This is a genomic window from Ignavibacteria bacterium (assembly GCA_017302895.1).
Lineage (GTDB): Bacteria > Bacteroidota > Ignavibacteria > Ignavibacteriales > Ignavibacteriaceae > UTCHB3.
This window is the reverse complement of the sequence record JAFLBV010000002.1, coordinates 856,794-880,840: the sequence shown is the minus strand read 5'-3', so window position 1 is coordinate 880,840 and position 24,047 is coordinate 856,794. Positions and strand designations below refer to the sequence as shown.

The following is a 24,047-nucleotide window of genomic DNA, read 5'->3' as shown; positions in this document are numbered from 1 at the left end:
TAAAAAAAACAAAAAATAAAAGCCGCTTTCACATGGTTTTAATATGAAAAGCGGCTTAATACTGAAAATATATTCTTTAATTTTCCAGATATTCTATTACGATGTCACCTTGCGGTGTTTTAATCACCACTTTTTTGACATTCGACCTGTTCGAATTCTCGAATCTTTTTTTCTCTGAATCGGTCATTTCTCTCGGTTTGAAAGAACCCTCAGGAGTTACTGTAACAGTTTGATTTTCTTTCAAATCGCCAGATTCCTGTCTTCCAAGCTGGGCTTCGCAGAAGAGCTGTCCTTCCTTCAAGTCAACATTTGTAGTGTCACTTCCGACTCCAAAGAGGAGCCAGGTACCGCGGACCGAAGCCACGAGAGTCGGTGATTTGAATTTGAAATCCTGCTGATCCTGTTTGGTAACAGAAGCATTTACAGCTCCTTTATCAACATCTACTGTTTTGGAGACATTTTTGTCTTTCTTAAGGGTTGATATTTTAACCTGGGAATTCTCTCTCACCTTGAGTACCGAGTTATCGGTAAACTTGACAACGACAAGAGATTTCCCTGAAGTCTTAATCATATCTTCAGAGTTAAGAGCCTGTCCAACTTTCAAATCGGTCCACTTACCGGAAGAAGTCTTGTATTCAGCGGCGTTAACAACCTTCGTAACAACAGCGGCTGGAGCATTTATCTCTTCGGTTGCTCCCGAGAAGAAGAAAACAGCAACCATGAGTACGGATAAATTTAAAAGATATTTTTTCATATTTAACTCCCGGAACCTTCGAGACGGATATTAATTAGTATCTCCGGGTTCGCAATTATCATATTTAAGAGATTAAGGAATTCGTTCAAATTCAGGTTTTGTCCACCATCTCCCTGGTATCCTGTAATGGAAGCACCGTAAAGGGTCAGGAACTGCTGCAACTCCGGAGTAACCATATTTGGTGGCAGGAATGAGAGGAGATTCATTATCAACTGTGAAATAACTGATGATTGGGGATTGTTGACATTTCTAATCTGGAAAAGGATAATATTACTGTTCAATTCCTGATTGGTACCTGCGCCGGGAACGATAGCCGTTACTCTGACGACAACAAAATCACCCGGTCTCCAGGGGTTTGCTGTCTGAAGAATTGAAAGGTCATTCAGTTGGGTGACTGGTCCCACATCAACATTATTGATACAGGGAGTACCGTCTTCGATTGCTGATTCGAGTGAAGGTGGAATAGATGTGAGTCTGACAGCTTTAATTCTGTAAGACTGTGCACCTATAACCGGGTTCCATGATGCAGGTACGCTGTTTTCACTGTAAGACATTAACTGCACAGGAGAGATAAGAGCCAAAGTTGCTGCAGGGTTTGTGAAATCCCTTATTTCAGTATCTGAAGCAAGAAATGTACCATTGGCACCGTACAACTCGATTGTTATTTTGTAACTGCCAACCGGCACGCCTTTTTTCAGAGCCTCGTCGATGAGGGTCTTGTTGGAATTTTCTTCCTTGACATTAATCTCGGAATTACACAATTCGTTGCTGTAGAAGTCTCTGATGGTAAAATTATTACTGGTCATTCTATAGACTTCGTCGTAATTTGTCTGATCAATTTTTTTCCAGGAGAAAAAAGCTTTTATGAAGCCCTGCTGACCTTTAGGATCAAGCCTAACCTGAAACACTTCCGGTGCGCCACACAGATCTTTTGCATTAATGAATTGTGTAAGATCTACTGTTGGCAGCGGATTAAGTATCTGTATATCGACTCTTGGTGCCTGCGCTGCCGCTGACAGAGTCATGATTACAGAAAAGATGAATATAGCCACTCGATTTCTCATGGGTCCTCCGTTGATAAATAAACTTAAGGGAAACTTTTTGCTCGTAGAAATGTAATAGAGTTTGAATTCTAAATAAACTTTATTAAATTGAATTCTAAATTACTCCATCTACGAGTAAAAGGAAATAATTAGAATCTCTTTTGTTAAAATAGTCTTTAATCTCTCCTTAATCTGTGATTTAGACACTTCAAAACCGTTAAATTGCTTTGGATCACAAATTAAGGTAAAATCAAATCTTGTATTACTCAATTTAGTAAAAAATCTGAAACTTTTCCAACATGAAAAAAATTTTCTTTTTTATTCTGATTTTTGTTCCACTGCTTGAAGCACAGACGGGCGAAGCTGGTAAACTCGTAGACAAGGGTTATGCACTCCTCGAAAAATCGATGTACAAGGATGCCGAGAAGGTGATTTTCGAAGCTTTTAAGGTTTCGGAGAAGGAGAAAGACAATTATAACCAGATCCGGTCGGTAAAATTACTCGGGACACTCTATTATAATTACAGGGAACTGGAGGCTGCTGCAAGTTTTTACAGACTGGCTGTAAACCTTTTGAATAAAGATTTTAACCCGCCTTTGTCGAATGCAATCGAAACAGAGCTGTACAATATAAAAAACAATCTGGCGATTACCCTGATGGAGACTGACAGACGGTCGGCTTATGCCGGTAAGATCACCGAGGCTGAGAATCTTTTTATGGAAGTGCTCGACTTTTATGAAAAAAAGGGGAATAATGACGGCAGACTCTCGGTGCTCCTGAATCTCGGCATACTCTACAGGCTTGATGCATCCGCCGATCCTGACAACAGCGATTACAATCAGGTGCTGAATGACGCTTTAACCACCCTGATAAGGGCAAGGAATCTTTCGGTTTCCACTCCGGATGAAAACCTGAAGACAAACATTCTGTTCAATCTTGGTATCTCATTTCAGAGTGTCGGGCAGCTCGACAGTGCCGCTAAAAATATCGAGATGAGTATCGAGGGATATAAAAAAAGCGGCAATAACTACTGGAAAGCGATAGCATCCCTAAGACTCGGTTACCTCTATCTTGAGATGTCAGACAGAAAAGAGAACGGTGAAATATTTCGCAATAATGGGATTAATTTATTAAAAGAGAATCTCGCAGTTATAGAGGAGTACCGCTCCAAACTGGATGATGAACGGGGGAGGGCAGTATTTCTTGACAATCTCACCTACTATTATGTGCTCCTGATAAACGAACTTTATGAGAACAAAGATTTTGAAGCAATGTTCAATCTTGCCGAGAAAGTCAAATCAAGATCCTTCATAGATATGTTGTCCACCAAGGCATCAGGAGTGGAGGAGAATCTCCCCTCTGAATTAAAGGAGGTACTTTCGAGGAAAAGCGAGATTGAGACAGTTTTCAGGGATTCGCTGTGGCTTTATTTTGAGGAAGATAAAATCGGGAAATTTACGACCCTTCTTGATGAATACTCAAAAATCTATTCGAAGAAGGAGGAGTTGCAGCCGGATCTGAATCTGCTTGTGAGTGAGGAAACAGTGAAGCTGAAAGACTTCCAAAAGCTAATCGATGAAAAAAGTGCAGTTGTCGAGTTCTTTATCGGAAGGAATGCTTTCTACACTTTTCTCGTAACCGGGAATTCGATCACGGTTTCCAGATCCAGACAGAGTCCAAGGGAAATCGATTCACTCGTAACCAAAATTATCACAGACATAAATCTGTTCCCGAACAGGAGGGGGGAGTTCACCGAACTTCAAAAGATTCTGAACAGAAACGATGACTCACTCGACAGTCTTAAACTTGCCGAAATGTGGTATGCCTCAGATGCTGACAGGGTACTTCAGCTCGCTCTCTTCCAGCTTTACAAGACAATAATCGGTGATCAGCAGGACAAGGATCTTGTTAATTTTAACAGGGTAATAATCATTCCTCATGGTTTTCTACACGAGATGCCATTTGCGGCGCTGATATCATCATTCAAAAACCTTGATCTTACAAAGAAACATCATGTGGCAAGACCGACATACTGGATCGAGGAGAAGGAGATCCTCACACTTCCTTCAGCATCTTCACTTCCGTTTCTTCTGAAAGCAGGGAAGAAGGATGAAGGGAAGATTTTGATTGTGGGTAATCCCATCTATCCGAACACGAAATTCTCACCACTTCCTTTCGCTGAGAAAGAGGCAAATGAGATATCGCGTCATTTTGACAAAAATAAAACTCTTCTTCTGATAAATGAGGCAGCCACCGAATCGGTGATTAAAAAAGAGGCGGGGAAATATGATATACTCCACTTCGCCACCCATGGGATTTATGAGGAGGATGCTCTCAAGAGTCATCTTATGCTTACCAAAAACTCAAGTGACGACGGATACCTGAGAGCTTCAGAGATATTTAAATTGAAACTTAATGCAAATCTCGTAGTATTAAGTGCATGTCTTTCCGGAAGAGTTGGAGCTTTCGGAGGTCAAAAGTATCTGACGACGGATGATCTTACAGGACTCACCCGGGCGCTGCTCTATGCCGGAGCTGCCAATGTAATGGGTACACTTTGGACTGTGGACGACAAATCAACCGGATTTATGATGGAACATTTTTACGAGAAATACAAAGACGAAAAAAAGCCACTGCTCTTCTCAATGAGAGATGCTCAAATAGCCGTTTTAAACAATAAAACGAACAAAGACTGGAGTCACCCATTTTACTGGGCACCATTTATTTTAATTGGATCACCCGGCAAATAACTAGGAAATGAGATGAAAAAGCGAGTTTTACAAGTTACACTTTTATTCTTTACTGCAACCATAATAGTGGTTTCAGGTTACAAACTGAGCTCTTCGCCCGTTAGTGGCAAGGAGACAGGCAAAGTATCCGTTACTGAGGAAGAGCATTCTGCAAAAGGGTTGCTGACTGCAAAATCTCCGGAGGAAAGTTCCGATTCGCTTCTCAAAATATTTAACCGTGCACTTACAGCTTTCGATTCGACAAAATACAATGTTGCCATAAATTTGTGGCATTCAACACTGCAGGGATTTTATCAGGAAAAGGATTACGAAAATTATGTAATCGCCATAAACAATATTGGCGTGGCATATAACAATATGAAGAGACATGAGCTTGCTCTCGACTACTTCCAGCTTTCACTTCAGAAATCGAAGGAGTTGAAACTCAATAAATATGTCGATACATATTACGACAATCTCATCTACTATTATGAAGAATACATTGCCGGTTTCAAAACAGAGGACCTGATAATTGACGCAATCAACTATTTTGGCAAGGAAAAAGATGCCACACTTCTTGAAAAATATGAATTAAAACTTCCTGATTCCAAATCGCTCCTCACCGGAGCTGCCGCGAAAATAAAGACGATGGAACAGGAATTAAAGTCAGAAAAAAACAAAGCACAGATTGCAGCATCTTATAAGACTATCGGTGACATGTACACCTACACAGGTGATTTATTAAAAGCAAAGAGCAGTTATCTCGAGAGTGTCAGGCTGGCGAAGGAATCAAATATCGACTCCACTCTGGTGAATGCGATGGCTATGATGGTCAATCTGGATATGCTTGCAAGGCATGTTAAAGATCCGAAATACAAAGACCTTTGGAAGGTTTCATCCACAGAAACTGAGAACAGGGTATTTTTCATCTCTGACATTAATTACATAACTGCCGACTCCCTTATTGCCACAGTTTTCGGAGGCAGTTATGATAACATAGTACACGGATCCGATGTAAATGTGTGGGCGTGTGTGTATCCTGAACTTGTCGACCACGATGTTTTCAATCTGGGGAAGGGAAAGGTACTTGATGTTGGTGATTACAAAACCAAAATCGGGATTAAGTTATTTGACGGTGTAAACAAGAATAAAAAACTTTTTATTGTAGATCATGCTTACATTCCGGTTGCCAGAAAAACCGGCTACACTTCACCACTTCTTGATGTTGCAAAATCGGAAATCATATTCAGGGACAATTCCCAAAATATTTTATACAGTTACGGTGTCCTGAACTATCTTGCTGATCCAACGCTTGATGCCAAAATCCTTGAAATATTTCTCGCTGATTATCCTCCCATTTATAGTATTATAGAGGATCTAGTAAAAGAAGACCCGGCGTACCAAAAACCGGCTGAAACGGGTGAGTTCAAAGGTCTGACGGTGGATAAGGCGATCAAAAAATCCGACCTGGAAACCGTTAAACACTTTCTTTTCTTCGTAAAAGATTTCCCCGCAAAATATCTCGGGCTCTCCTTTAAATTTATCGAGTCCTACTTTTCCTGGATTTCCTCGGATGCCATTGCCGGCCAGACGAAACTCGCGAATCTGATCCTGAAAGCCAATGGTGAAAAGGATCTGCGAAAAATATTTGATGTGGACAGTGCGTCAATAGCCGATTACGACATCCCCGGGAAGTTTGCAGATACCACCGAGGACCTTTATCCCAAAGGACTGATGGATGAAGCTGAAAAATATTCCCTGGCTGCTACTTTGTTCGCAGACTGGCTGAAAAACAACGACAAAATCAAAAGAGTTTACCTGGCAAGAGGTCTTTACCTCAAGGCAAAAGGTGACATGGCAGGAACGGAATACGCCTACAAGAGAAGTCTTGAGTATGCACGCCTGGTAAAAGATACATCATATATCGCTACGAATCAGCATAATCTGGGGATATTATATTCCGATCTTGAGCAGTATGAAAAATCGATAGCATATTATGACAGTTGTCTTGCGATCAGAAAAAAAATGGTTGCAACCGAACCTTCTGACTGGCTGTGGGAGAGACTCGGTGGAACATACTGGGGCAAGGCATACTCGCTCGCGGGAATGGACAAGTACAAGGAGTCGGTTGAGTTTTACGAACTTGCCCTCGCTTCCTACGATTCAAGCAAGGGGACATCGGTTTCAGATGACAAACTGACGGTATTAAGAAATATTGCGGATGTTTACTCGAAGATGGGTAACTATCAGAAATCCCTCGATATCTACAAAAGAGTCCACGAACTTAGCCTTATTACGGGCAACAAGAAGAAACAGGCTCAGAATCTTTTCGACATGGGATATACCTATTTCGAACTTGGGGAATATCAGATTGCCATCGAGAACTATACGAACAGTTACAAGCTTTATCTCGAACTTGAAGATCTGGATAATGCAGGTCTTTGTCAGTCGAATATCGGTCAGGCTCTTTGGAATCTCGGCAAGTTTGATGATGCAATAAAAGCCCACAATAAAGCAATCGAACACAGAGTAAAGACAGGAAATCTCGCTGATCAGGCTTTCTCCTATTCTAAAATCGGTTCCCTCTACAGTAAACAGGGTGATCCCGGCAAGGCGATGGAATATTTTGACAAGGCTGTCGAACTTTACAAATCACAAAATGATGAAAAAGGGATGGCTGAAGTGTATGATAACATCGGAGCGATGTACAAATACCTCAAAGATTTCGAGAAGACTTTCGACTTCTTCAACAAGAGTCTCGCAATAAAGGAAAAATCGAAAGACAAGTATGCCATTGCGGAAAACTGGTTTGAACAGGGACTTGCTTACATGACATTCAACGATGTGGCGAATGCAACCACAGCTCTTAAAAAGAGTCTTGAACTCAACCTTTTGGTGAATGACAAACTCGATGCCATCTACTGTATGATAAACCTTGGGCAGTTGCAGTATGGTTACCGGAATAATTTTGATACCGCTTTGGTCATCTTCAACAGCGCCCTGAAAATGGCGAAGGAGATCAGCAACAATTCCCCGATTGCGTATTGCTTCAAGCAGATAGGGCTGCTTTACTCCGAGACGGGTGGATCTGCTATTTCGAGTAAATATCTCGATTCCGCTCTTGCGATATATGAATCGATGCAGGAAAAAGCGGAGATTGGAAATGTACTGATCAATCTCGGTTCCGCGTCCATTGCCGGAGGTGATTTCGACAAGGCACTTAGTTATTTCCTCAAGGCAGAAGCGGTGGCGAAGGAGATGAACAACAACAACCTTCTTGGTGATGTCTATCTCTATAAAGGTGATTTGAACCGTGTTTTAGGAGAATACAAAAAGGCTCAGGCAATTTTTGATACCGCCTACAGCTACTACGACAAGATTGACAATCCCTGGGCACTTGCCAGTATTTTTATCTCATACGGAAATATTTACAACTCTCTTGGTGAATATCAGCTTTCTATCGATAACTATTCAAAATCTGACAGCATATACAAATCGCTCGAAAACGACTATTACCGGGCCACACCCCTGAACAACATGGGAACCGTCTATTTCTGGCAGGGCGACTACGCTGCGGCACTTCCTTATTTCCAAAAGTCACTTTCGATTCTCGATTCATTGAAATATTTCGGTGATTTCCGGGCGACGGTGCTTTCAAATATAGGTGAAGTGTTGTATGAACAAAAGAAATATGATGAGGCAGAGAAATTTCTCATAAAGTCAATTGAACATGCCAAGAAAACGGGTGCAAAAACCTATCTGACCACTCCTTACGGACTCCTTGCATCACTCTATATCGACACTAAAAAGACTGATCTTGCCGAAAAATACGCGAAACTTGCCTATGATCTCAGCACCGAACTAAAGGACAGAAACGACCTGATGTACAGTTCTCTCGTGCTCGGCAGACTCAACTACATCAAAAATGATTTCAAGTCTTCAAATAAATTTCTGGATAATTCGATCAAACTCTCGCAGGAGCTGGGGACAAACAAACTGGTCTATCACTCCTACTATTATAAAGCGCTGAATTTCCAGCAGGAAAAAAATCAGGATTCCTCCATTTCATACCTTAGAAAAGCGGTGAATGTACTTTCTGACATCCGGGGTAAGCTGGTCGGAGGCGACAAGGCTGCGAAGCTATTTTCTTCGGGTGATTTGAAGGTAAAAATTTATGAGGCTCTGATCAATTCATTCATACAGAAAGGCCAGTTGGACAGTGCTCTCTATTATCTCGATATGAGCTATAATGAAGGTCTGAAAGAGCAGTTTGGAAATGTAACCCCAAAATTTGATGACAAAAATCAGAACGAAGCAATCGAAAAAGAAAAGGAACTGAAAAACAAAAAATCGGGACTGGAAGAAGAGCTTCAAAAGGAAAAATCGAAACCCGCTGAACTACGGAACAAGGAGAAAATAGCGAGTCTCGAAGCAAGTCTCGAAGTCGCCGAGAACAGTTATGTCGAGTTTATAATGCAGACGGTGCAAAAAAATCCGGGTCTCGACGACTATTTCAAAGACAACATTAACCCGGTCAGTTTCCTTGAGTGGCAGGAGTTCATACCTGAAGATGTGGCGGTTCTTGCCTACCTTATGGGTGACAATAACCTCTACATTTTTGGTGCCACATCCGATACCGTAGGTGCCGTCGTGATGAACATCAAAAAAGATGAACTTGAGCAGAAACTTGTTGAATTTTACTCAATGCTCAAGGATTCCTATCCTGCAAAAGAGATTGGTGAGGTAGATCCTGACACCTATACTCCGAAAAACAAGAGCATGACAATGGAAGATGAGATGTACCTTGCTCCGCAGCGAAAACTTGCGATGGAACTTTATCAGATGCTTGTTCAGCCCGTAAAATCGATTTTTAAGGGGAAGAAAAAGCTTTGTGTTGTACCTTTCGGCAAGCTCTACTATCTCCCGTTTGAAACTTTGATCTCCTCGCAACCGGGTGAAAAAGTTAAGTTTTTACTCGAAGATCACCTTTTGTTTTATGTAACCTCGTTTAAGGTATTCTCCCAAAACATGGCAAAAGAAGCGGTTCCGTTCAAACTGATCGCATTTGCGAATGCCGACAAATCACTTCCTTCCTCGGAAAATGAAGTCAACGGATTGAAAAAGCTTTTTACCGATGCAGAGATATATTCAAAAGATGATGCCACCGAGGAGAAAATCCGCTCGCTCACCAAAGGGCAGTTCAACACCTTGCATCTTGCAACTCACGGAAACATGAACTACGGTGAGATAACCAAATCTTTCCTCACCATGGCAAAAAAAGGTGCGGGGCAGGATCCTCTCTCTGACGGGCAATTGACCATTAACGAAGTGTGGGGATTGACGAACCTGAGAAATTATAAACTCGTCACTCTTTCCGCCTGTAAAACCGCAATAAGCGAGGAATTTGCCAAGGGCTGGCTTGTGTCACCGGCAAATGCCTTCCTCAAAATCGGTGTGCAGACTGTTGTGGCTTCCCTTTGGCAAGTGGAAGACGAAGCAACCTCCATCCTTATGACAGAGTTTTACACCAACCTGAAAACCATGTCAAAGAGTGAAGCGCTTCAAAAAGCCAAACTAAAACTGATTAAGAACCCCAAATATGCATTCCCGTATTTCTGGGCTCCCTTCATAATGGTGGGGGACTACAGGTAATGCAATAATGCAGTAATGCAGTAATCCAATAATCCAATAATGCAGTAATGCAGTAATATTGAAGTTTTGAGATTTGGTATAATTAAGATCTTTGATGGTCTGAAAAAACTGTGATTATTGGCTGATTTCGCAGTTAACAATTTCTTAACAATTTCTTAACATTGGAAATTTTCAGGATTACTTTGTCAGGAGAGGAATCTAAGGCATATTTCGTGATTGTATTCTTTTTTTTTTTGATGAAATATGAAAATCTTACGAATCCTTTTATTTCTTACACCTCTCCTTCTTTTCATCGTGGTAACCACGCAGAGGGAATGGGGCAAGTACAGCACTGAGCTCGGTTCCAAGAAGAACCCGATCAAGCTTTTTTTTACACCTTCTGTTGATGCGAAACAGATAACCACCACTGCAAAGGAATTGCTTGAGTTTCTCCAAAAGGAAACAGGGTACTACTTCACTTCGGCTGTGCCTGCAGATTATGTAACGGTAGTCGAGAGTTTTGGGAGCAACAAAGCCGATATTGCGGTAATAAACACTTTTTCCTATCTCATGGCCAACAAAAAATATGGCGCCACAGCTCTTCTTCGTATTGTTCGAGACAATGGAGAGGCTGTCTACCGGGGACAGATAATAGTGAGGTCTGACTCGGGATTGGACACCATCACTGACCTGATGAGCAAGAAAATTGCTTATGTCGATCCCTCCTCAACCTCCGGTTACATCCTTCCGGCCGCACTTCTAAAAAAACATGGTATTGTCCCCTCAGATTCGATTTTTGCAAAGAAACATGATATTGTTGTCTCGATGGTTTACCAGAAACAGGTGGACGCAGGAGCAACATACTATTCTCCGAAAGATGAGACAGGTCAGTTGAGGGATGCCAGAGAACGGGTGGTAACGCAGTATCCCGATGTATTTGAAAAAATTAAAATTATTGCACTCACCGAACCGATTCCAAACGACCCCGTAATATTCAACAAAAGCATGCCTGAAGAAATGAAACTAAGGATTGTGGAAGCTTTCCTGAAATTCGTTTCGACTAAAGCGGGTCAGGAGTCTTTGCACCGGATTTATAATGTTAAAAAACTGATACCAACAACTGACAAGGACTATGACGGGCTTAGAAAAATTCTTGACGCCATCAACTTTAAGATTGAGGGGGCACTGTGACAATATTAAAAGTTGATAAAGTTCATAAAATTTATCCTTCAGGAACTCATGCACTAAAAGGTGTCAGTTTTGATGTGAAGGAGGGGGAATTCCTCGTGATTATCGGTCTTAGCGGATCGGGTAAGTCAACTCTTCTGAGATGTATTAACAGACTTCACGAACCGACATCCGGTGAGATTACTTTCATGGGAAAGGATATCACACATGTTTCGGGCAAGGAGCTGAGAGGGTTGAAACAGCAGATTGGAATGGTTTTTCAGCAATTCAACCTGATTAAAAGAAGAAGCGTAATTACAAATGTTTTAACGGGCAGTCTCGGCAGACTTAGTACTTTCCAAACGATCACCGAAAGTTTCCCTCCTGAATTGATTGAAGATGCAATGAATGCACTTCGCATCGTGGGTATCGAGGAGAAAGCATATATCAGAGCGGATGCACTCAGCGGCGGTCAGCAGCAGAGAGTGGCAATTGCCCGCAGTCTGATGCAAAATCCAAAACTTCTTCTCGCAGACGAACCGGTGGCGTCACTTGACCCCGCAACCTCAAACTCGGTAATGCACTATTTCGAAAAGATTAACAAGGAACTCGGAACAACGGTAATTTGCAACCTCCACTTCCTGAGTCTGGTAAGAAAATACGCTTCGAGAGTAATTGCTCTGAAAGCAGGCGAGATCATATACGAAGGCCTGCCACACGATATCGATGAAAAATGGTTCAAAACAATTTATGGCGATGAAGCCGAAGAAGTGGAGATAAGATAATGGCACATGTTAATCCACATGATGTAATTGCCAAAAGAAACGATTATGTTTTAAGAAAAGCCAAAATAAAGGCAGCACTGCTCGATATTTTCTTTGTCTTCTACTCGATTCTGGTGATAGACAGGATAGTTTGGAACAGATTCATCCTCCAGATAAAAGATCTGCCGTTCAGTTGGACCGAAATTGGCATCATAGCTCTCGTGAGTGTTATTATTGGCAGTGTATGGAGCCTTACAGGTACTTCTCTCTCCTGCAGACTTGTTGGAATTGCAAAACCGGGCAAGGTTACCAAATATACAGTCGAGATTTTCGGCTGGTTCCTTTTCAATATTACCTTTATTGCCGGTTGGATTGTAACAAAAATTTCGATAATCGACCTGTTCAGCGATGAAGGTGTTCAGGCAGCACAAAGAATATTCAGTGCTTTGTTCAATCCTGAGATGGCAATTTTTGACGAAGCACTCTTTGCAATAATTGAAACAATCTATATAGCACTTATCGCCACACTGATTTCGATACCAATTACACTGATTGTGAGTTTCCTCTCGGCTCGAAATTTGATGAATGAAAACAAGTTCACCCTCGCAGTCTATGCATTTCTCAGACTCGTCTCGAACTTTGTCCGTTCAATTGAACCACTGATTTGGGCGATTATCTTTTCAGTATGGATAGGAATTGGTGCTTTTGCGGGAATGATGGCACTTCTTATCCACAGTATTGCATCGAATGCGAAACTTTATTCAGAGGCAATTGAATCAATTGAAGAAGGGCCGGTTGAGGCTATTTCTGCAACAGGTGCAAACAAGATTCAGGTAATCTGGTTTGCAGTAATTCCTCAGATCATTCTTCCTTTCCTCTCCTTTACCATCTACAGATGGGATATAAATGTGAGAATGGCTACCATTATCGGTCTGGTTGGTGGCGGTGGAATAGGCACCATGCTGATTCAGTATCAGGGACTTGCTCAGTGGCATGAGGTTGGGCTTATAGTTATTATGATTGCCCTCGTGGTCTGGGTTATGGATTACATTTCGACCAAGATTCGTCAGGCAATTTATTAGTGATTAGACCTCTCTTCCCCTGAAACCTGACACGGGTGAAACGGGAAGCGGGAGATTTAGACAGGACATCAAATTGAACAGTCTTTTTAAAACAGTAGCGGGCAGACAATTGTTCGCTGCTGTTTTTTTTTCATGGTTGGTCTTCAGCGGATGTGGTGACAGCACCCGGGGTTTCACTATCAATATAAAGGGTAGTGACACCATGGTTAATCTATGCCAAAAATGGGCTGAGGCTTACATGAAAAAACACAAGGATGTGCGGGTTGCAGTCACTGGTGGCGGGTCAGGAAACGGAATCACAGCATTGATTAACGGATCAGCCGATATTGCCTGCATGAGCCGGGAGATTCTGAAAGCTGAAAAAGAAAAAGCCGATATAAAAAAAATTTCGCTCTCTCTGACCAATGTTGCTTTCGACGGCATAACAATCGCGGTGAACAGCAGTCTGAATCTCGAAGATCTGACTCTGGCTCAACTTAGAGCCATATTCACAGGAAAGATTAAAAATTTCAATGAAGTTGGCGGAGATGACCTTTCCATAAATCTCTACGGAAGGGACAATAACAGCGGGACATACCGTTTTTTTAAGGAAAACATCCTTGGAGGAGAGGAATTTGCCAGATCAACTCAGGTGCTTCAGGGAACCGCCTCTCTCGCAGACGCTGTAGCTCACGACAGGAGAGGGATTGTCTACGGCGGTATTGGCTACTTCATCAACAAACCCGGAATCAAAATAATCAAAATAAAATCTGCTGAGGGAGAAAAGTCAAAATCACCCGTTGACTCAAACCATCCAAATTATGAGGATATCAGATCAGGCAGGTATTACATTTCCCGTCACCTTCTTTTGGTTTCAAAGTCAGAGGCAAAAAAAGGGGTACAAGAGTTTATTGATTTTGTACTTTCGGATGAGGGTCAGGATATCGTGGCTAAAATGAATTACATCCCGTTGAGGTAGTGGTGGATCCGGAAAGAAGGATACCTGTAAAATTTGCTGTTGACAGGGATGAGTCGGTCTTTGCAGCCAAAAAAGGACTGAGCGCTCTTTCCGGCAACTCATTTGTATCGCTCCTCGTCAGATCGACAGGGGTTCTCGTTTTTTTGGTTACCGGTCTTTTCTTCATTTTTATAATTTATCAAAGCCTTCTTGTCTTTAATTATCTAAGTCCCTCAGACCTTCTTTTTTCGACAAAAAACGGCGAAAAAGTTTTCGAATGGTATCCCGTTTCGGCTGACCCCAAGTATTCAATAATTCCCCTTATTTTGGGGACAATCATGACTGCGATACCGGCAACGATAATTTCATCGATATTCGGAGTGGGGATTGGAGTTTACATTTCAGAGTTTGCACCCCCTTCAATCAGCAGGTTCCTGAAGCAGATTATTGATATTTTTGCATCACTTCCGACGGTCGCGGTAGGTTTCATCCTCTTAACGGTGGGTGTCACATTTTTTTCATCCCTTTTTGATCCTGAAAACAGGCTAAATGCCTTTCTTTCTTCAGTGGGACTCTCACTGATAATAATTCCACAGATTGCTTCGCTCACTGAAGAGGCACTTCGGGGAGTACCGGGGCATGTGCGAACAGCGGCTTACAGTCTGGGTGCAGGACGGTGGGAGACGGTCCGGAGTGTGGTTTTCCCTGCAGCTGTAAACGGGATAAGTGCAAGCATACTTTTGGGATTTGGCAGGGCTTTGGGGGATACGATGATAGTTCTGATGACATCGGGGAATGCAGCCAACATTTCGATGAATCCTTTTGGAAGTGTCAGAACGATGACCGCTACGATAGCTGCAGAACTTGGGGAGGTCTCCTCGGATACGGCTCATTTTCAGACACTCTTTTTTCTTGGGATGATCCTGTTTCTGATGTCTGTGCTTATCAATCTTCTGGTAAAATACCTTATCAAAAAGTTCATTCAACAGTCGGGCGGGGAGGTCAGGTAGCATGACGAAGGGAAATACGATTGATAAAATTGTTGTACTGTTTTTCGGAACCCTCTTCCTGATTCCTGCAATTGTTTATGTTCTTTTCTTTCTCAAAATAGTTATTGAGGGGGTTCCTGTGATCACATGGGAATACCTGACCTCTGCCCAGTCGAGTGATCTGACAAACGGTGGCATAGGAACCGTTATCACCGGCACCCTTGCAACTGTGGTGCTCATGCTTGCGTTTGTAATTCCGGTCGGGGTGACCACTGCTTTATATCTTGCCGAATATTCGATTAACAGGGCATTCGACAAGTTTTTTCTTTTTATGCTATATAATCTTTCAGGTGTGCCCTCTGTGGTCTTTGGGATATTCGGACTGGGATTTTTTGTCCTGAATATTGGTACCGGGATGGATTCATTTTTTGGGCTCGATCTTGTGTTCGGAAAACCGTCAATGTTATGGGCTTCGTTCACTCTGGCGTTTATGCTCGTCCCGATGGTTGTCATTACGACATATCAGTCATTCAAATCAGTGCCCGAGAGTTACAGGGAGACTGCGTACGGTGCCGGGGCTACAAAGTTTCAGATGGTGAGGCGTGTCCTTATTCCTCACTCGATATCAGGAGTGTTTACAGGGATAATCCTTTCGGTAAGCAGGGCAATCGGTGAGACAGCTCCGCTGCTTTTTTTGGGATGTGCATTTTTCCTCCCCTCGGTGCCGGTTTTCGATCTTTGTGTCCCCGGATTTTGTTTCCCGTTGATTGACCCGACTGAACAATTTCTTTACCTGTCCTACAATATTTTCATACTTTCAACGCAGTCGACTGCGCAGTCAGCCACACTTCCTTATCAGTATGCAGGTACACTCGTATTAATATTCCTTACAATCGTTTGCAACGGTACCACAATCTATTTACGACATAAATTCAGAAAAATCACAAGCAGAGGCGAGGGCGAATGAAAGAGATAAAAATCAGATTCGAGAAGCTGAATGTAAACTTTGGTTCGATTCATGCGATAAAAGATTTGAACCTCGAGATAGTAAATAAAAGAATCACATGTCTTATTGGTCCCTCCGGGTGCGGGAAGACCACACTTCTGAAGACAGTAAACAGGCTGAACGAACTGAAAAACGATTATTCCTCCACCGGCAGGGTTCTGATCGACGGCATTGATGTGTTGGATGATGCCACTGACATTGCCAACCTGAGGCGAAAAGCAGCAATAGTCTTTCAAAAGCCCGCTCTATTTGCCAAATCTGTCTTCGAAAATGTGGCGTTCCCTCTCCGGTTACAAGGGATAAAAAACAAACCTGAGATAAGTGAAAAAGTTGAGATTGCACTGAAGCAGGCATCCGTGTGGGATGAGGTGAAGGACAGGTTGGATGAATCTGCATTCCGGTTCTCTCTCGGACAGCAACAGCGTATCACGATTGCCCGGGCGATGATTTCAGAACCTGAAATCCTGATGCTCGATGAACCCACAGGTTCACTCGATCCCTTTTCAACAAAAAAAATAGAAGACTTGATTTATGATCTTCGAAGAAAAGTTACTGTTATAATGGTGTCTCACAACCTGCAGCAGGTGGCTTCCCTCAGTGATTACACGGTGCTGATTAATGAGGGAACCCTTGTTGAAACCAATCAGACCATAAAGTTTTTTACAAAACCGGAGAAAAAACTCAGTGAGGAATATCTTACAGGAAGGATAAAGGTTTAGCGGGATGCCCGAAAGAATAGATGTTCAGCTTTTTAAGCTTAGACGCAGGATGATTAAGATGTGCAGCCTCGTGGATGAACAGGTTGAATCTGCGCTGAAGGCGGTAACCACTGAAGATCACGAACTTGCTGAAGAAGTAATCAGTCTTGACTTGAAAGTTGATTCCTACGATCTTAAAATCAGTAAAGCCTGCCAGAAAATATTTGCTCTAAATCATCCGCTTGCAGCCGATCTTCGCTTTTTGATGTCTGCCCTGACGATCAACAATAATCTTGAGAGAATAGGGGATATAGCAGTGAACATTTGTGAGAATTTCCTGCTGAAAGGTAAAAAACCGTCGTTTTTCGAAAGGATAAAGTTTCTCGATATGGCAAGGATAGTAAGAGAAATGATTCAGAATTCAATCGATTCATTTATCCGCTTGGATCTCCCTCTTGCCAAAAAGGTGATTGTGGCAGACAAGGCCCTTGACAGAATAAATGTGGAGAATCACAGGCTGATCATCGATATTATGAAGGAGGAGCGGGATTCTATCGATGAGGCAGTTGCCTACATGGTTATGTGCAGACAGCTTGAGAGAATAGGTGATCACGCAACCAATATAGCCGAGGATGTATATTTTATTGTGGAGGCAAGAACTGTTCGCCACAATTACAGCGAATTTTTCGAAGGCGACAGTTCAACCGGTCCCGGATTTACAGAAGAGGGCTAATAGTTGTTCAGACTGTTCAGCAGCAGCTCAAACTGATCGAGCATCTTCTGCATAAGGGATTCACTTTCCGTCTTTGATTCTGAAAGGTAGAAATCATTTAGAAAAGGGAGCATGTTTGTCTGCATTACAAAGAGTAGAGGGGCATCATCTTTTGGAGTATTCAGGGCATCGTTAAAGTATGCCGTGAAAACGAGTTTTATCAACTGTTCCTCATCCCTCAAAAGAGACTCCAGTAATTCTCTTTCACCCCGAAGGGTATTTTCAGCGAGTTCCGCAAGCATCATGCCGTAAATCAGTTTATATTTTGTTTTCAGATTCGCTTTCAGGTAGAAATAACTTCTGAAACGCTCCGGAAATTTTTTCTCCTCGTTGTTAAAAATTTCCCTTAACTCGGTGAGATAGTCATTTATTTGCTTTTTTACGACAGCGAGGAATAGTGCCTCCTTTGAATCGAAATAGTGGTAAACGGTCGATTTCGCGATTCTCAAGTCACGGGCAATTTCGTCAAGGGTGGTTTTTGCCGTTCCATGCTTCACAAACCGTCTTTCGGCGGCTTTTAATATGTCCGGGAGTCTGTTCATCAGTGTTTCTTTAGTTGCTCGGAAATTCTTTTTGACAAAAATAGGGAATATTTTCTGAAATCGGCAGCATTTAAGAGAGTAATAAAATAATCTTAATAAATAAATTGATTTTGAAGGGGAATCTGACTAAATTTGTAATTCGTTTAAAAAAAATCCCGGAGGCATTCTTTAATATGGGTTATATGGATAGGATCAGGAGTTTAGCTCCGTGGTTCATTCTTGGAGTTGGTGGCATATTTATTTTATTCATGGTAGTCAGTGATATGAACTTCAGCAATCTGATGAACGCTGACCGTGGCTCCATAGGTGAAATAAATGGCGATAAAATTAACATTCAGGAATTTGAAACTTTTTATCAGAACTATCTTAACCGTCTCAAGCAGAGCGGTCAGGCTACTGACATGTCGAATGAACAGATGTACAGAGAGCAGGCTTGGGATCAGTTCGTTCAATTAAAGATACTTGAAGCAGCATACAAAAAATACGGCATAAAAGTCTCGGATGACGAGATACGCAATGTTGTACTGGGTGAAAACCCCCCTGAATATCTGAAGCGGTCATTTATGGACTCAAACGGTGTATTCAAAAGAGCTGAGTATGAAGCTGCATTGAAAGACCCGCGTAACAAAGAGAACCTGATTGCGGTTGAAGCTGAAATAAAGCAGCAAATCCTCTTCCAGAAGCTTCAGGCTATAGTTAGCGCCGGCGTTCTTGTAACCGAACCGGAAATGAGAAGGAAATTTTCAAGTCAGGAGCTTAAGATGAGTGCTGATTATGCTCTTCTTGATCTTAATGTATATCCTGATTCGACTATTAAAACCACAGATGACGAACTTAAAGAATTTTACAACAAAAACAGCTTTCTTTACAGACAGGATTCCAACAGAAAGATGAAGTTTGTTACATTTAAGATCGTTCCTTCTGCAAAAGATTCGGCAGCAGTTCTCACTATTTTAAATAATGTGCTCAAGAGATTAAAAACTGATACCGTCAGCACATTTCAGAGTTTTGTCGAAGCACAGAGTGAAGCCCCTTATTCAAAGGACACTTTTGCTGTAAATACATTGCCTACAGCGCTGAAGAATTATAAAGGTGATTTGAAAGCCGGTCAGATTGTCGGACCACTCGCCGGTGATGGTGAAGTTGGTATATACAAAATCACTGATGTTGTGGAAGGCAAGGATATGTTTGCGAGAGCATCACACATTCTGCTGAACAAGTCGGGTGACGACAAAGCAGATCTTGCCGCTGCTACAAAACTTTACGAAGAGCTGAAAAAAGGGAAAAATTTTGAAGCGACTGCAAAAGAAGTTTCGAAAGACCCCGGTTCTGCCGCCAACGGTGGTGATCTTGGCTGGTTCGGTAAAGGTGCGATGGTAAAACCTTTTGAGGATGCTTGTTTTAACGGACCAATTGGTGAAGTTCAGGCTCCTGTAAAGACTGACTTCGGATATCACATTATTAAAGTTTCAGAACGCTCTGCAAAGAAAATGGTTGTCGAGAAGATAGTTAAAAAACTTAACTATTCACCTCAGACAGTAACAATTCTCAGAAGAGATGCTGAGGACTTCCTTACACTCGCAAAGAAAATCGGACTTGACTCGGCAGCTAAGAGCAAAAACCTTGTTGCACAGGAAACCACACCTTTCACTGAGGAAGTGGCTGCAGTTCCCGGACTCGGTTACAGCAGAAATCTGGTAGCAGTTGCTTTCAAGGAGGGACTGAAGGATTTTGCACCCGTAACCACAGTTGGTGATCAACTGGTTGTTGCACAGATAAGTGAAGTCAATGAAGCGGGTATAAAGAAATTTGATACAGTGAAGGAAGAAGTAAAAGCGTCGGTGATCAAAGAAAAGAAATTTGCTTTGGCTCTTGCAGCTTTGAATAATGTAAAAGGAAAGATTGGTAATGATCTTGCAAAAGCACCCGGATTAGACAAAAACATCAGATTCGGTACTGCTGATTCATTTATCGTAGCCGGAAACATACCGTCACTCGGTATGGACTATCCTTTTAGTCATGCAGCTTCCAAAGCTCCTTTGAATACAGTTACAGGTCCTGTAAAAGGAATCAGAGGATATTATTTAATGGTAGTTAAGATGAGACAATCATTTGATGAGCAGAAATATCTGGCTCAGAGAAACACCATTAGAGATCAGATACTCGGTGAACGCCGTCAGGCTGCTTTCCAGCAGTGGATGGAGCACATGAAAAAAGAGGCAAGAGTAAAATACTTCGCTCAAAACTGATGTGACAATTTTAACCCCGCCTCGTGATCTGCCACAAGCGGTCAAGGTGGGGTTTTTTATATCGATGCGATAATCATAAATTGAATGTTGAAATGAAAATTTTTTTAATTACATCGTTTTTGATTATCACCCTGCCTTTTATTATAAATGGACAGAATGAAATCCGTATTTCTGCCGGTTTGAACTACAGTACAGCTTCAAGGATATTACCATTCGCTAATATCTCTGATTACGATCTTCGGGAAAGAGAGATATCATTCGGGAGTTTCCTCTCCCCTCATTTATCGGTGAGTCTCGGGTTAACCAATAATCTCGCTGCTGTTGCCTCCGTCGAGTATTCTTCAAAGCGAACCGAGTATTACGGACAGACTGTGGACAGTGAGTCGGGTACACTTTTTATTCCGGTGCAAGACGGTTATACATTTGTTCCTGTGGAATTATCACTCGAATACAGACTCCCGTTTAGCAACGAGAAATGGCGTTTTTACATTGGCGGAGGTGGAGGTTTATATTTTTTCAATTCTCTCAGAGAAGTAGCCGGGATCAAACCGGGAGAGGGAGGATCGAGAGCATCTTATGGTATACATATTTTAAGCGGAATGGAATATTTTATTCAATCAAAAACCAGCCTTTTTTTCACCATGAAATTTCGTGATCCGGAGGTCGAATTTAACGGGGAGTACACTTCTCTAAACGGAACATACAATGGAAAACCTGTAAATCTCGGTAAAAAAGCATTCTATCAAAAACTTTCTCTTGAGGGGACTTCTTTCCTTCTCGGGTTAAGATTCGGTCTGTAGGCAACTGATTTGCAAGAAAGAATTTATCTAACCGGTTTTATGGGAACGGGGAAAACAACGCTTGGAAAAGTTATTGCCAACTGTCTCGGGTGGGACTTTTATGACATCGACCGGGAGATTGAGAAAGATATCAAAAAGAGTGTCGCAAAAATTGTTCTTGAAGAGGGTGAGACTCGATTCAGGCAACTGGAAAAGGAAAAACTTGCTTCATTGACACTCGTTTCCGGTGCGGTAATTTCTCTTGGCGGGGGTACACTGATTGACAAGGAAAATATCGAAATCTGCAAAACTTCAGGTTTGCTGGTCTACCTGAAAGCCGATCTTTCAGTCATTTATCAAAGAATTCGAAAAAAGACCAATCGCCCTCTGTTTCGCTCCGAGAATGATTCCGAAATGAACGAGGATGAAGGAATGAAAAAGCTGACTGCCCTGTTTGAGATTAGAAAAGCAGGATATGAATCTGCACACATTACTATTGAAACCGAAGCCGACAACTTTGGTAAAAGCATCGATAAAATTGTAAAACGAATAAAAACCGGAAAACCCGATAAAGGAAGAAAATCTTGAGGAACATTACCATAGAGAGTGCAAATGGTTCTTTCAATTACTCACTCGTCACAACTCTGAATGGTGTAAAAGAGAAACTGGTGACTCTTTCTGAGAAGCACAGTTGTTTTTATATAATTGATCAGAATGTAAAGAGACTTTATTCCGGGCTTTTTGGTGATTTGCTTCTCACTAACAATCACTTTCTTCTTGAGGCGCACGAAGAGAACAAGTCATTTGATTCGCTTTTCCGGATATACGATTTCCTTTTGGAGAATCAGGCAGACAGAGGAAGTTGCATCGTTGTGATAGGGGGAGGGATAACGGGTGACACAGGTTCATTCGCTGCCTCCACATTCATGAGAGGGACAAAACTGGTGCATGTGCCTACCACACTTCTTGCCATGGTCGACAGTTCCATAGGTGGTAAAACGGGCGTAAACTACAGCAAATACAAAAATTTTATCGGAAGTTTTTATGAACCGGAGACTGTGATAACCTCCGCGAAATTCCTTGAGACACTTCCTGAAGAAGACCTTTTGAGCGGTATGGGGGAGGTGTTGAAATATGCTCTGCTTGAAAAGGATTTTTTTGAATACTGTTTTGAAAAACTGGATGGTACCAACAATATCCCCGAAGAAGATCTTATTTATTTGATCAGCCGTTCGGCTAATATAAAAAATCATGTTGTTACACAGGACAAACTTGATTTGAAGATGAGGCACGCTTTGAATCTGGGCCATACATTCGGGCATGCCATCGAATCAGTTTCCTCCTTCGGTATTAAGCATGGTATCGGAGTGATTGCAGGCATGAGGGGTGCGGCATTTTTGGCGAACAGGATGGGGATAATGTCGAATTCCACTTTTGATAAAGTTGTATCATTCCTTTGCAGATATCCCGTCAAGAAGACTATTGCAGGTTACGATTCTGAACTGATTTACACCGCCATGCAGGGTGATAAAAAACGGGTTAACGGTGAAGTAAAATTTGTGCTTATTGGTGAACCGGGCGACCTTCACATTGATGTAAGTGCAAAAAAATCCGATGTCATCGATTCCATAAATTTCATGAAATCAACAGTTTAAACGCCGCCCGGGTGACACTATTTCAAATAGAGCATTTTCCCTGAGAGCCGTTTTCCTTCAAATTCGAGGCTATAGATAAAAATCCCGCTGGATTCGGTTCCCGGTTCAAAATTAATCGTATGTTCGCCTGACTCCTGATACCCATCTACCAGATTCCTTACCTCTCTGCCCGTCATGTCAAAAATCTTTAAGGAGACAAATCCTGATGCCGGTAACCGGTACGAGATTTTTGTTGAAGGATTGAAAGGATTCGGGAAATTCTGCAGAAGTTGAAATCCCTCCGGTGTGGAAGTTGTTGTTTCGGCAATTGAAGTTCCTACATCCCTGAAAGATGCCGCTGCTTCGCTTAAAGTTTTGTATTTAATCTTTCCACCATACTCTCTGTTCAGGGAGTCCATCAATTCTCCCATCCAGTTTACAACAATTCCATTCAAATACCCTTGTCTGATGAAAGGGTCGTGATGAAGAATTACAAAATATTTGTCAGACATTCCGTTGGTTCTGATATCGAAAAGAGCCTGAGTCATTTTGGATCTGTAGCTGCCTTCGGTTAGTTGCCAGGTATATTCCTGATGCATGCGAAGGTTGTAGAGCCCGGGGAATATATAATCCTTTGTTACACCTGTTGAAGAGAGAAATTCAAAATTGTTTTCAACCAGGAGGTCAAATGTGGTTGTATCTGCATAATGACCGGGCGGCACAAAAGATTTTGGAATGTATCCCAATGAATCGAAAAGAAGTGTCATCCCCTGTTGAAGCATCTGCTGCTGAACAGAGTACGGGTGGTTGTAAAACTGGTTGACGCAATAAAACTCATGTCCCGTAGCATTGCACCTTGGGCAGGTGTGGTTGTATCCATGCTGAGAGATTTCATGACCCCGGATAACTGTGTTTTTCAGTTCTTTGGTAAGTGCACCGTTTGTGTTCATGCTTTCGATCAATCGGTGGGGCATCACTGCCCAGGTTACTTTTCCACCCCTCATTTCCACAGCAGTCTGAAATGGTGTTATGCCGGCAGGCATGTAAGTCGTGTTTCGGGATTGAATATCATCCACTCTTATAACAAATACGAGACTGTCCTGTGAAAAAAGCGAAATAGTGATGAGGAGGACAAATATTAATATTTTTTTCATGTGCAATCGATAATTCTTAAAATCCAAAATGTAAAATACGAAATTGTAAATCAGGGAGAAGCCGGTTTAAAGTGGAACTGCCGGAAAAGAGGGCGCATTTCCGGCAGTTAGTGTGTG

18 protein-coding genes are annotated in these 24,047 nt (G+C 42.0%); 14 read left to right on the top strand and 4 right to left on the bottom strand.

Features of this window, described 5'->3' with window-relative positions:
• Nucleotides 1–76: 76 nt before the first annotated feature.
• On the bottom strand, nucleotides 77–754 hold the full coding sequence (locus J0L60_11360) for a FecR domain-containing protein (GenBank protein MBN8546715.1): 678 nt from the start codon (nucleotides 752–754) through the stop codon (nucleotides 77–79).
• A gap of 2 nt (nucleotides 755–756) precedes the next feature.
• Nucleotides 757–1,818, bottom strand: a complete 1,062-nt coding sequence (locus J0L60_11355) for a hypothetical protein (protein ID MBN8546714.1) — start codon at nucleotides 1,816–1,818, stop codon at nucleotides 757–759.
• A 278-nt stretch (nucleotides 1,819–2,096) separates the two neighbouring features.
• On the opposite strand from J0L60_11355, the gene J0L60_11350 reads away from it, so the two are divergent.
• The 10 genes from J0L60_11350 (at nucleotide 2,097) to phoU (ending at nucleotide 17,533) form a co-directional block, all read left to right on the top strand.
• The gene (locus J0L60_11350; GenBank protein MBN8546713.1) at nucleotides 2,097–4,547 is read left to right on the top strand and encodes a CHAT domain-containing protein; all 2,451 of its coding nucleotides are present in this window, start codon (nucleotides 2,097–2,099) and stop codon (nucleotides 4,545–4,547) included.
• A 12-nt stretch (nucleotides 4,548–4,559) separates the two neighbouring features.
• A complete protein-coding gene (locus J0L60_11345) occupies nucleotides 4,560–10,178 on the top strand; it encodes a CHAT domain-containing protein (GenBank protein MBN8546712.1) in 5,619 nt (1,872 codons plus the stop codon).
• Nucleotides 10,179–10,421: 243 nt separating this feature from the next.
• Nucleotides 10,422–11,348, top strand: a complete 927-nt coding sequence (locus J0L60_11340) for a phosphate/phosphite/phosphonate ABC transporter substrate-binding protein (GenBank protein MBN8546711.1) — start codon at nucleotides 10,422–10,424, stop codon at nucleotides 11,346–11,348.
• Between the two features lie 2 nt (nucleotides 11,349–11,350).
• The gene (gene phnC, locus J0L60_11335) at nucleotides 11,351–12,109 is read left to right on the top strand and encodes a phosphonate ABC transporter ATP-binding protein (GenBank protein MBN8546710.1); all 759 of its coding nucleotides are present in this window, start codon (nucleotides 11,351–11,353) and stop codon (nucleotides 12,107–12,109) included.
• The gene (phnE, locus tag J0L60_11330) at nucleotides 12,109–13,170 is read left to right on the top strand and encodes a phosphonate ABC transporter, permease protein PhnE (protein MBN8546709.1); all 1,062 of its coding nucleotides are present in this window, start codon (nucleotides 12,109–12,111) and stop codon (nucleotides 13,168–13,170) included. Before phnC ends, phnE begins: the two co-directional genes overlap by 1 nt.
• A 73-nt stretch (nucleotides 13,171–13,243) precedes the next feature.
• The gene (locus J0L60_11325; GenBank protein ID MBN8546708.1) at nucleotides 13,244–14,128 is read left to right on the top strand and encodes a phosphate ABC transporter substrate-binding protein; all 885 of its coding nucleotides are present in this window, start codon (nucleotides 13,244–13,246) and stop codon (nucleotides 14,126–14,128) included.
• A 2-nt stretch (nucleotides 14,129–14,130) separates the two neighbouring features.
• Entirely contained in the window at nucleotides 14,131–15,117 is a 987-nt protein-coding gene (pstC, locus tag J0L60_11320) for a phosphate ABC transporter permease subunit PstC (protein MBN8546707.1), read from the top strand.
• A 1-nt stretch (nucleotide 15,118) separates the two neighbouring features.
• Nucleotides 15,119–16,063 carry a phosphate ABC transporter permease PstA gene (gene pstA, locus J0L60_11315; protein MBN8546706.1) on the top strand — a complete coding sequence of 315 codons (945 nt, stop codon included), beginning with the start codon at nucleotides 15,119–15,121 and terminating at the stop codon, nucleotides 16,061–16,063.
• Nucleotides 16,060–16,821: a phosphate ABC transporter ATP-binding protein gene (locus J0L60_11310; GenBank protein ID MBN8546705.1), complete on the top strand. Its 762-nt coding sequence runs from the start codon at nucleotides 16,060–16,062 to the stop codon at nucleotides 16,819–16,821. The genes pstA and J0L60_11310 overlap by 4 nt, the downstream gene beginning before the upstream one ends.
• 4 nt (nucleotides 16,822–16,825) lie before the next feature.
• Entirely contained in the window at nucleotides 16,826–17,533 is a 708-nt protein-coding gene (phoU, locus tag J0L60_11305) for a phosphate signaling complex protein PhoU (GenBank protein MBN8546704.1), read from the top strand.
• Here phoU and J0L60_11300 read toward each other — a convergent pair.
• On the bottom strand, nucleotides 17,530–18,114 hold the full coding sequence (locus tag J0L60_11300) for a TetR/AcrR family transcriptional regulator (GenBank protein MBN8546703.1): 585 nt from the start codon (nucleotides 18,112–18,114) through the stop codon (nucleotides 17,530–17,532). The two genes, phoU and J0L60_11300, sit on opposite strands and share 4 nt — an antisense overlap.
• A gap of 173 nt (nucleotides 18,115–18,287) precedes the next feature.
• On the opposite strand from J0L60_11300, the gene J0L60_11295 reads away from it, so the two are divergent.
• The 4 genes from J0L60_11295 (at nucleotide 18,288) to J0L60_11280 (ending at nucleotide 22,797) form a co-directional block, all read left to right on the top strand.
• Complete coding sequence (locus J0L60_11295) at nucleotides 18,288–20,363, top strand: peptidylprolyl isomerase (protein ID MBN8546702.1); 2,076 nt, start codon at nucleotides 18,288–18,290, stop codon at nucleotides 20,361–20,363.
• A gap of 92 nt (nucleotides 20,364–20,455) precedes the next feature.
• Nucleotides 20,456–21,163, top strand: a complete 708-nt coding sequence (locus tag J0L60_11290; protein MBN8546701.1) for a hypothetical protein — start codon at nucleotides 20,456–20,458, stop codon at nucleotides 21,161–21,163.
• Nucleotides 21,164–21,172: 9 nt separating this feature from the next.
• Nucleotides 21,173–21,730, top strand: coding sequence for a shikimate kinase (locus J0L60_11285; protein ID MBN8546700.1), 558 nt, complete (start codon nucleotides 21,173–21,175; stop codon nucleotides 21,728–21,730).
• The gene (locus tag J0L60_11280) at nucleotides 21,727–22,797 is read left to right on the top strand and encodes a 3-dehydroquinate synthase (protein ID MBN8546699.1); all 1,071 of its coding nucleotides are present in this window, start codon (nucleotides 21,727–21,729) and stop codon (nucleotides 22,795–22,797) included. The genes J0L60_11285 and J0L60_11280 overlap by 4 nt, the downstream gene beginning before the upstream one ends.
• A gap of 17 nt (nucleotides 22,798–22,814) precedes the next feature.
• Here J0L60_11280 and J0L60_11275 read toward each other — a convergent pair whose 3' ends face one another.
• A complete protein-coding gene (locus J0L60_11275) occupies nucleotides 22,815–23,930 on the bottom strand; it encodes a DUF2334 domain-containing protein (protein ID MBN8546698.1) in 1,116 nt (371 codons plus the stop codon).
• Between the last annotated feature and the right edge of the window lie 117 nt (nucleotides 23,931–24,047).

Coding starts and splice junctions, on each gene's coding strand:
- J0L60_11360 (MBN8546715.1), bottom strand. CDS start 754: ATGAAAAAATATCTTTTAAATTTATCCGTACTCATGGTTGCTGTTTTC.
- J0L60_11355 (MBN8546714.1), bottom strand. CDS start 1,818: ATGAGAAATCGAGTGGCTATATTCATCTTTTCTGTAATCATGACTCTG.
- J0L60_11350 (MBN8546713.1), top strand. CDS start 2,097: ATGAAAAAAATTTTCTTTTTTATTCTGATTTTTGTTCCACTGCTTGAA.
- J0L60_11345 (MBN8546712.1), top strand. CDS start 4,560: ATGAAAAAGCGAGTTTTACAAGTTACACTTTTATTCTTTACTGCAACC.
- J0L60_11340 (MBN8546711.1), top strand. CDS start 10,422: ATGAAAATCTTACGAATCCTTTTATTTCTTACACCTCTCCTTCTTTTC.
- phnE (MBN8546709.1), top strand. CDS start 12,109: ATGGCACATGTTAATCCACATGATGTAATTGCCAAAAGAAACGATTAT.
- pstA (MBN8546706.1), top strand. CDS start 15,119: ATGACGAAGGGAAATACGATTGATAAAATTGTTGTACTGTTTTTCGGA.
- J0L60_11310 (MBN8546705.1), top strand. CDS start 16,060: ATGAAAGAGATAAAAATCAGATTCGAGAAGCTGAATGTAAACTTTGGT.
- phoU (MBN8546704.1), top strand. CDS start 16,826: ATGCCCGAAAGAATAGATGTTCAGCTTTTTAAGCTTAGACGCAGGATG.
- J0L60_11300 (MBN8546703.1), bottom strand. CDS start 18,114: ATGAACAGACTCCCGGACATATTAAAAGCCGCCGAAAGACGGTTTGTG.
- J0L60_11295 (MBN8546702.1), top strand. CDS start 18,288: ATGGGTTATATGGATAGGATCAGGAGTTTAGCTCCGTGGTTCATTCTT.
- J0L60_11290 (MBN8546701.1), top strand. CDS start 20,456: ATGAAAATTTTTTTAATTACATCGTTTTTGATTATCACCCTGCCTTTT.
- J0L60_11275 (MBN8546698.1), bottom strand. CDS start 23,930: ATGAAAAAAATATTAATATTTGTCCTCCTCATCACTATTTCGCTTTTT.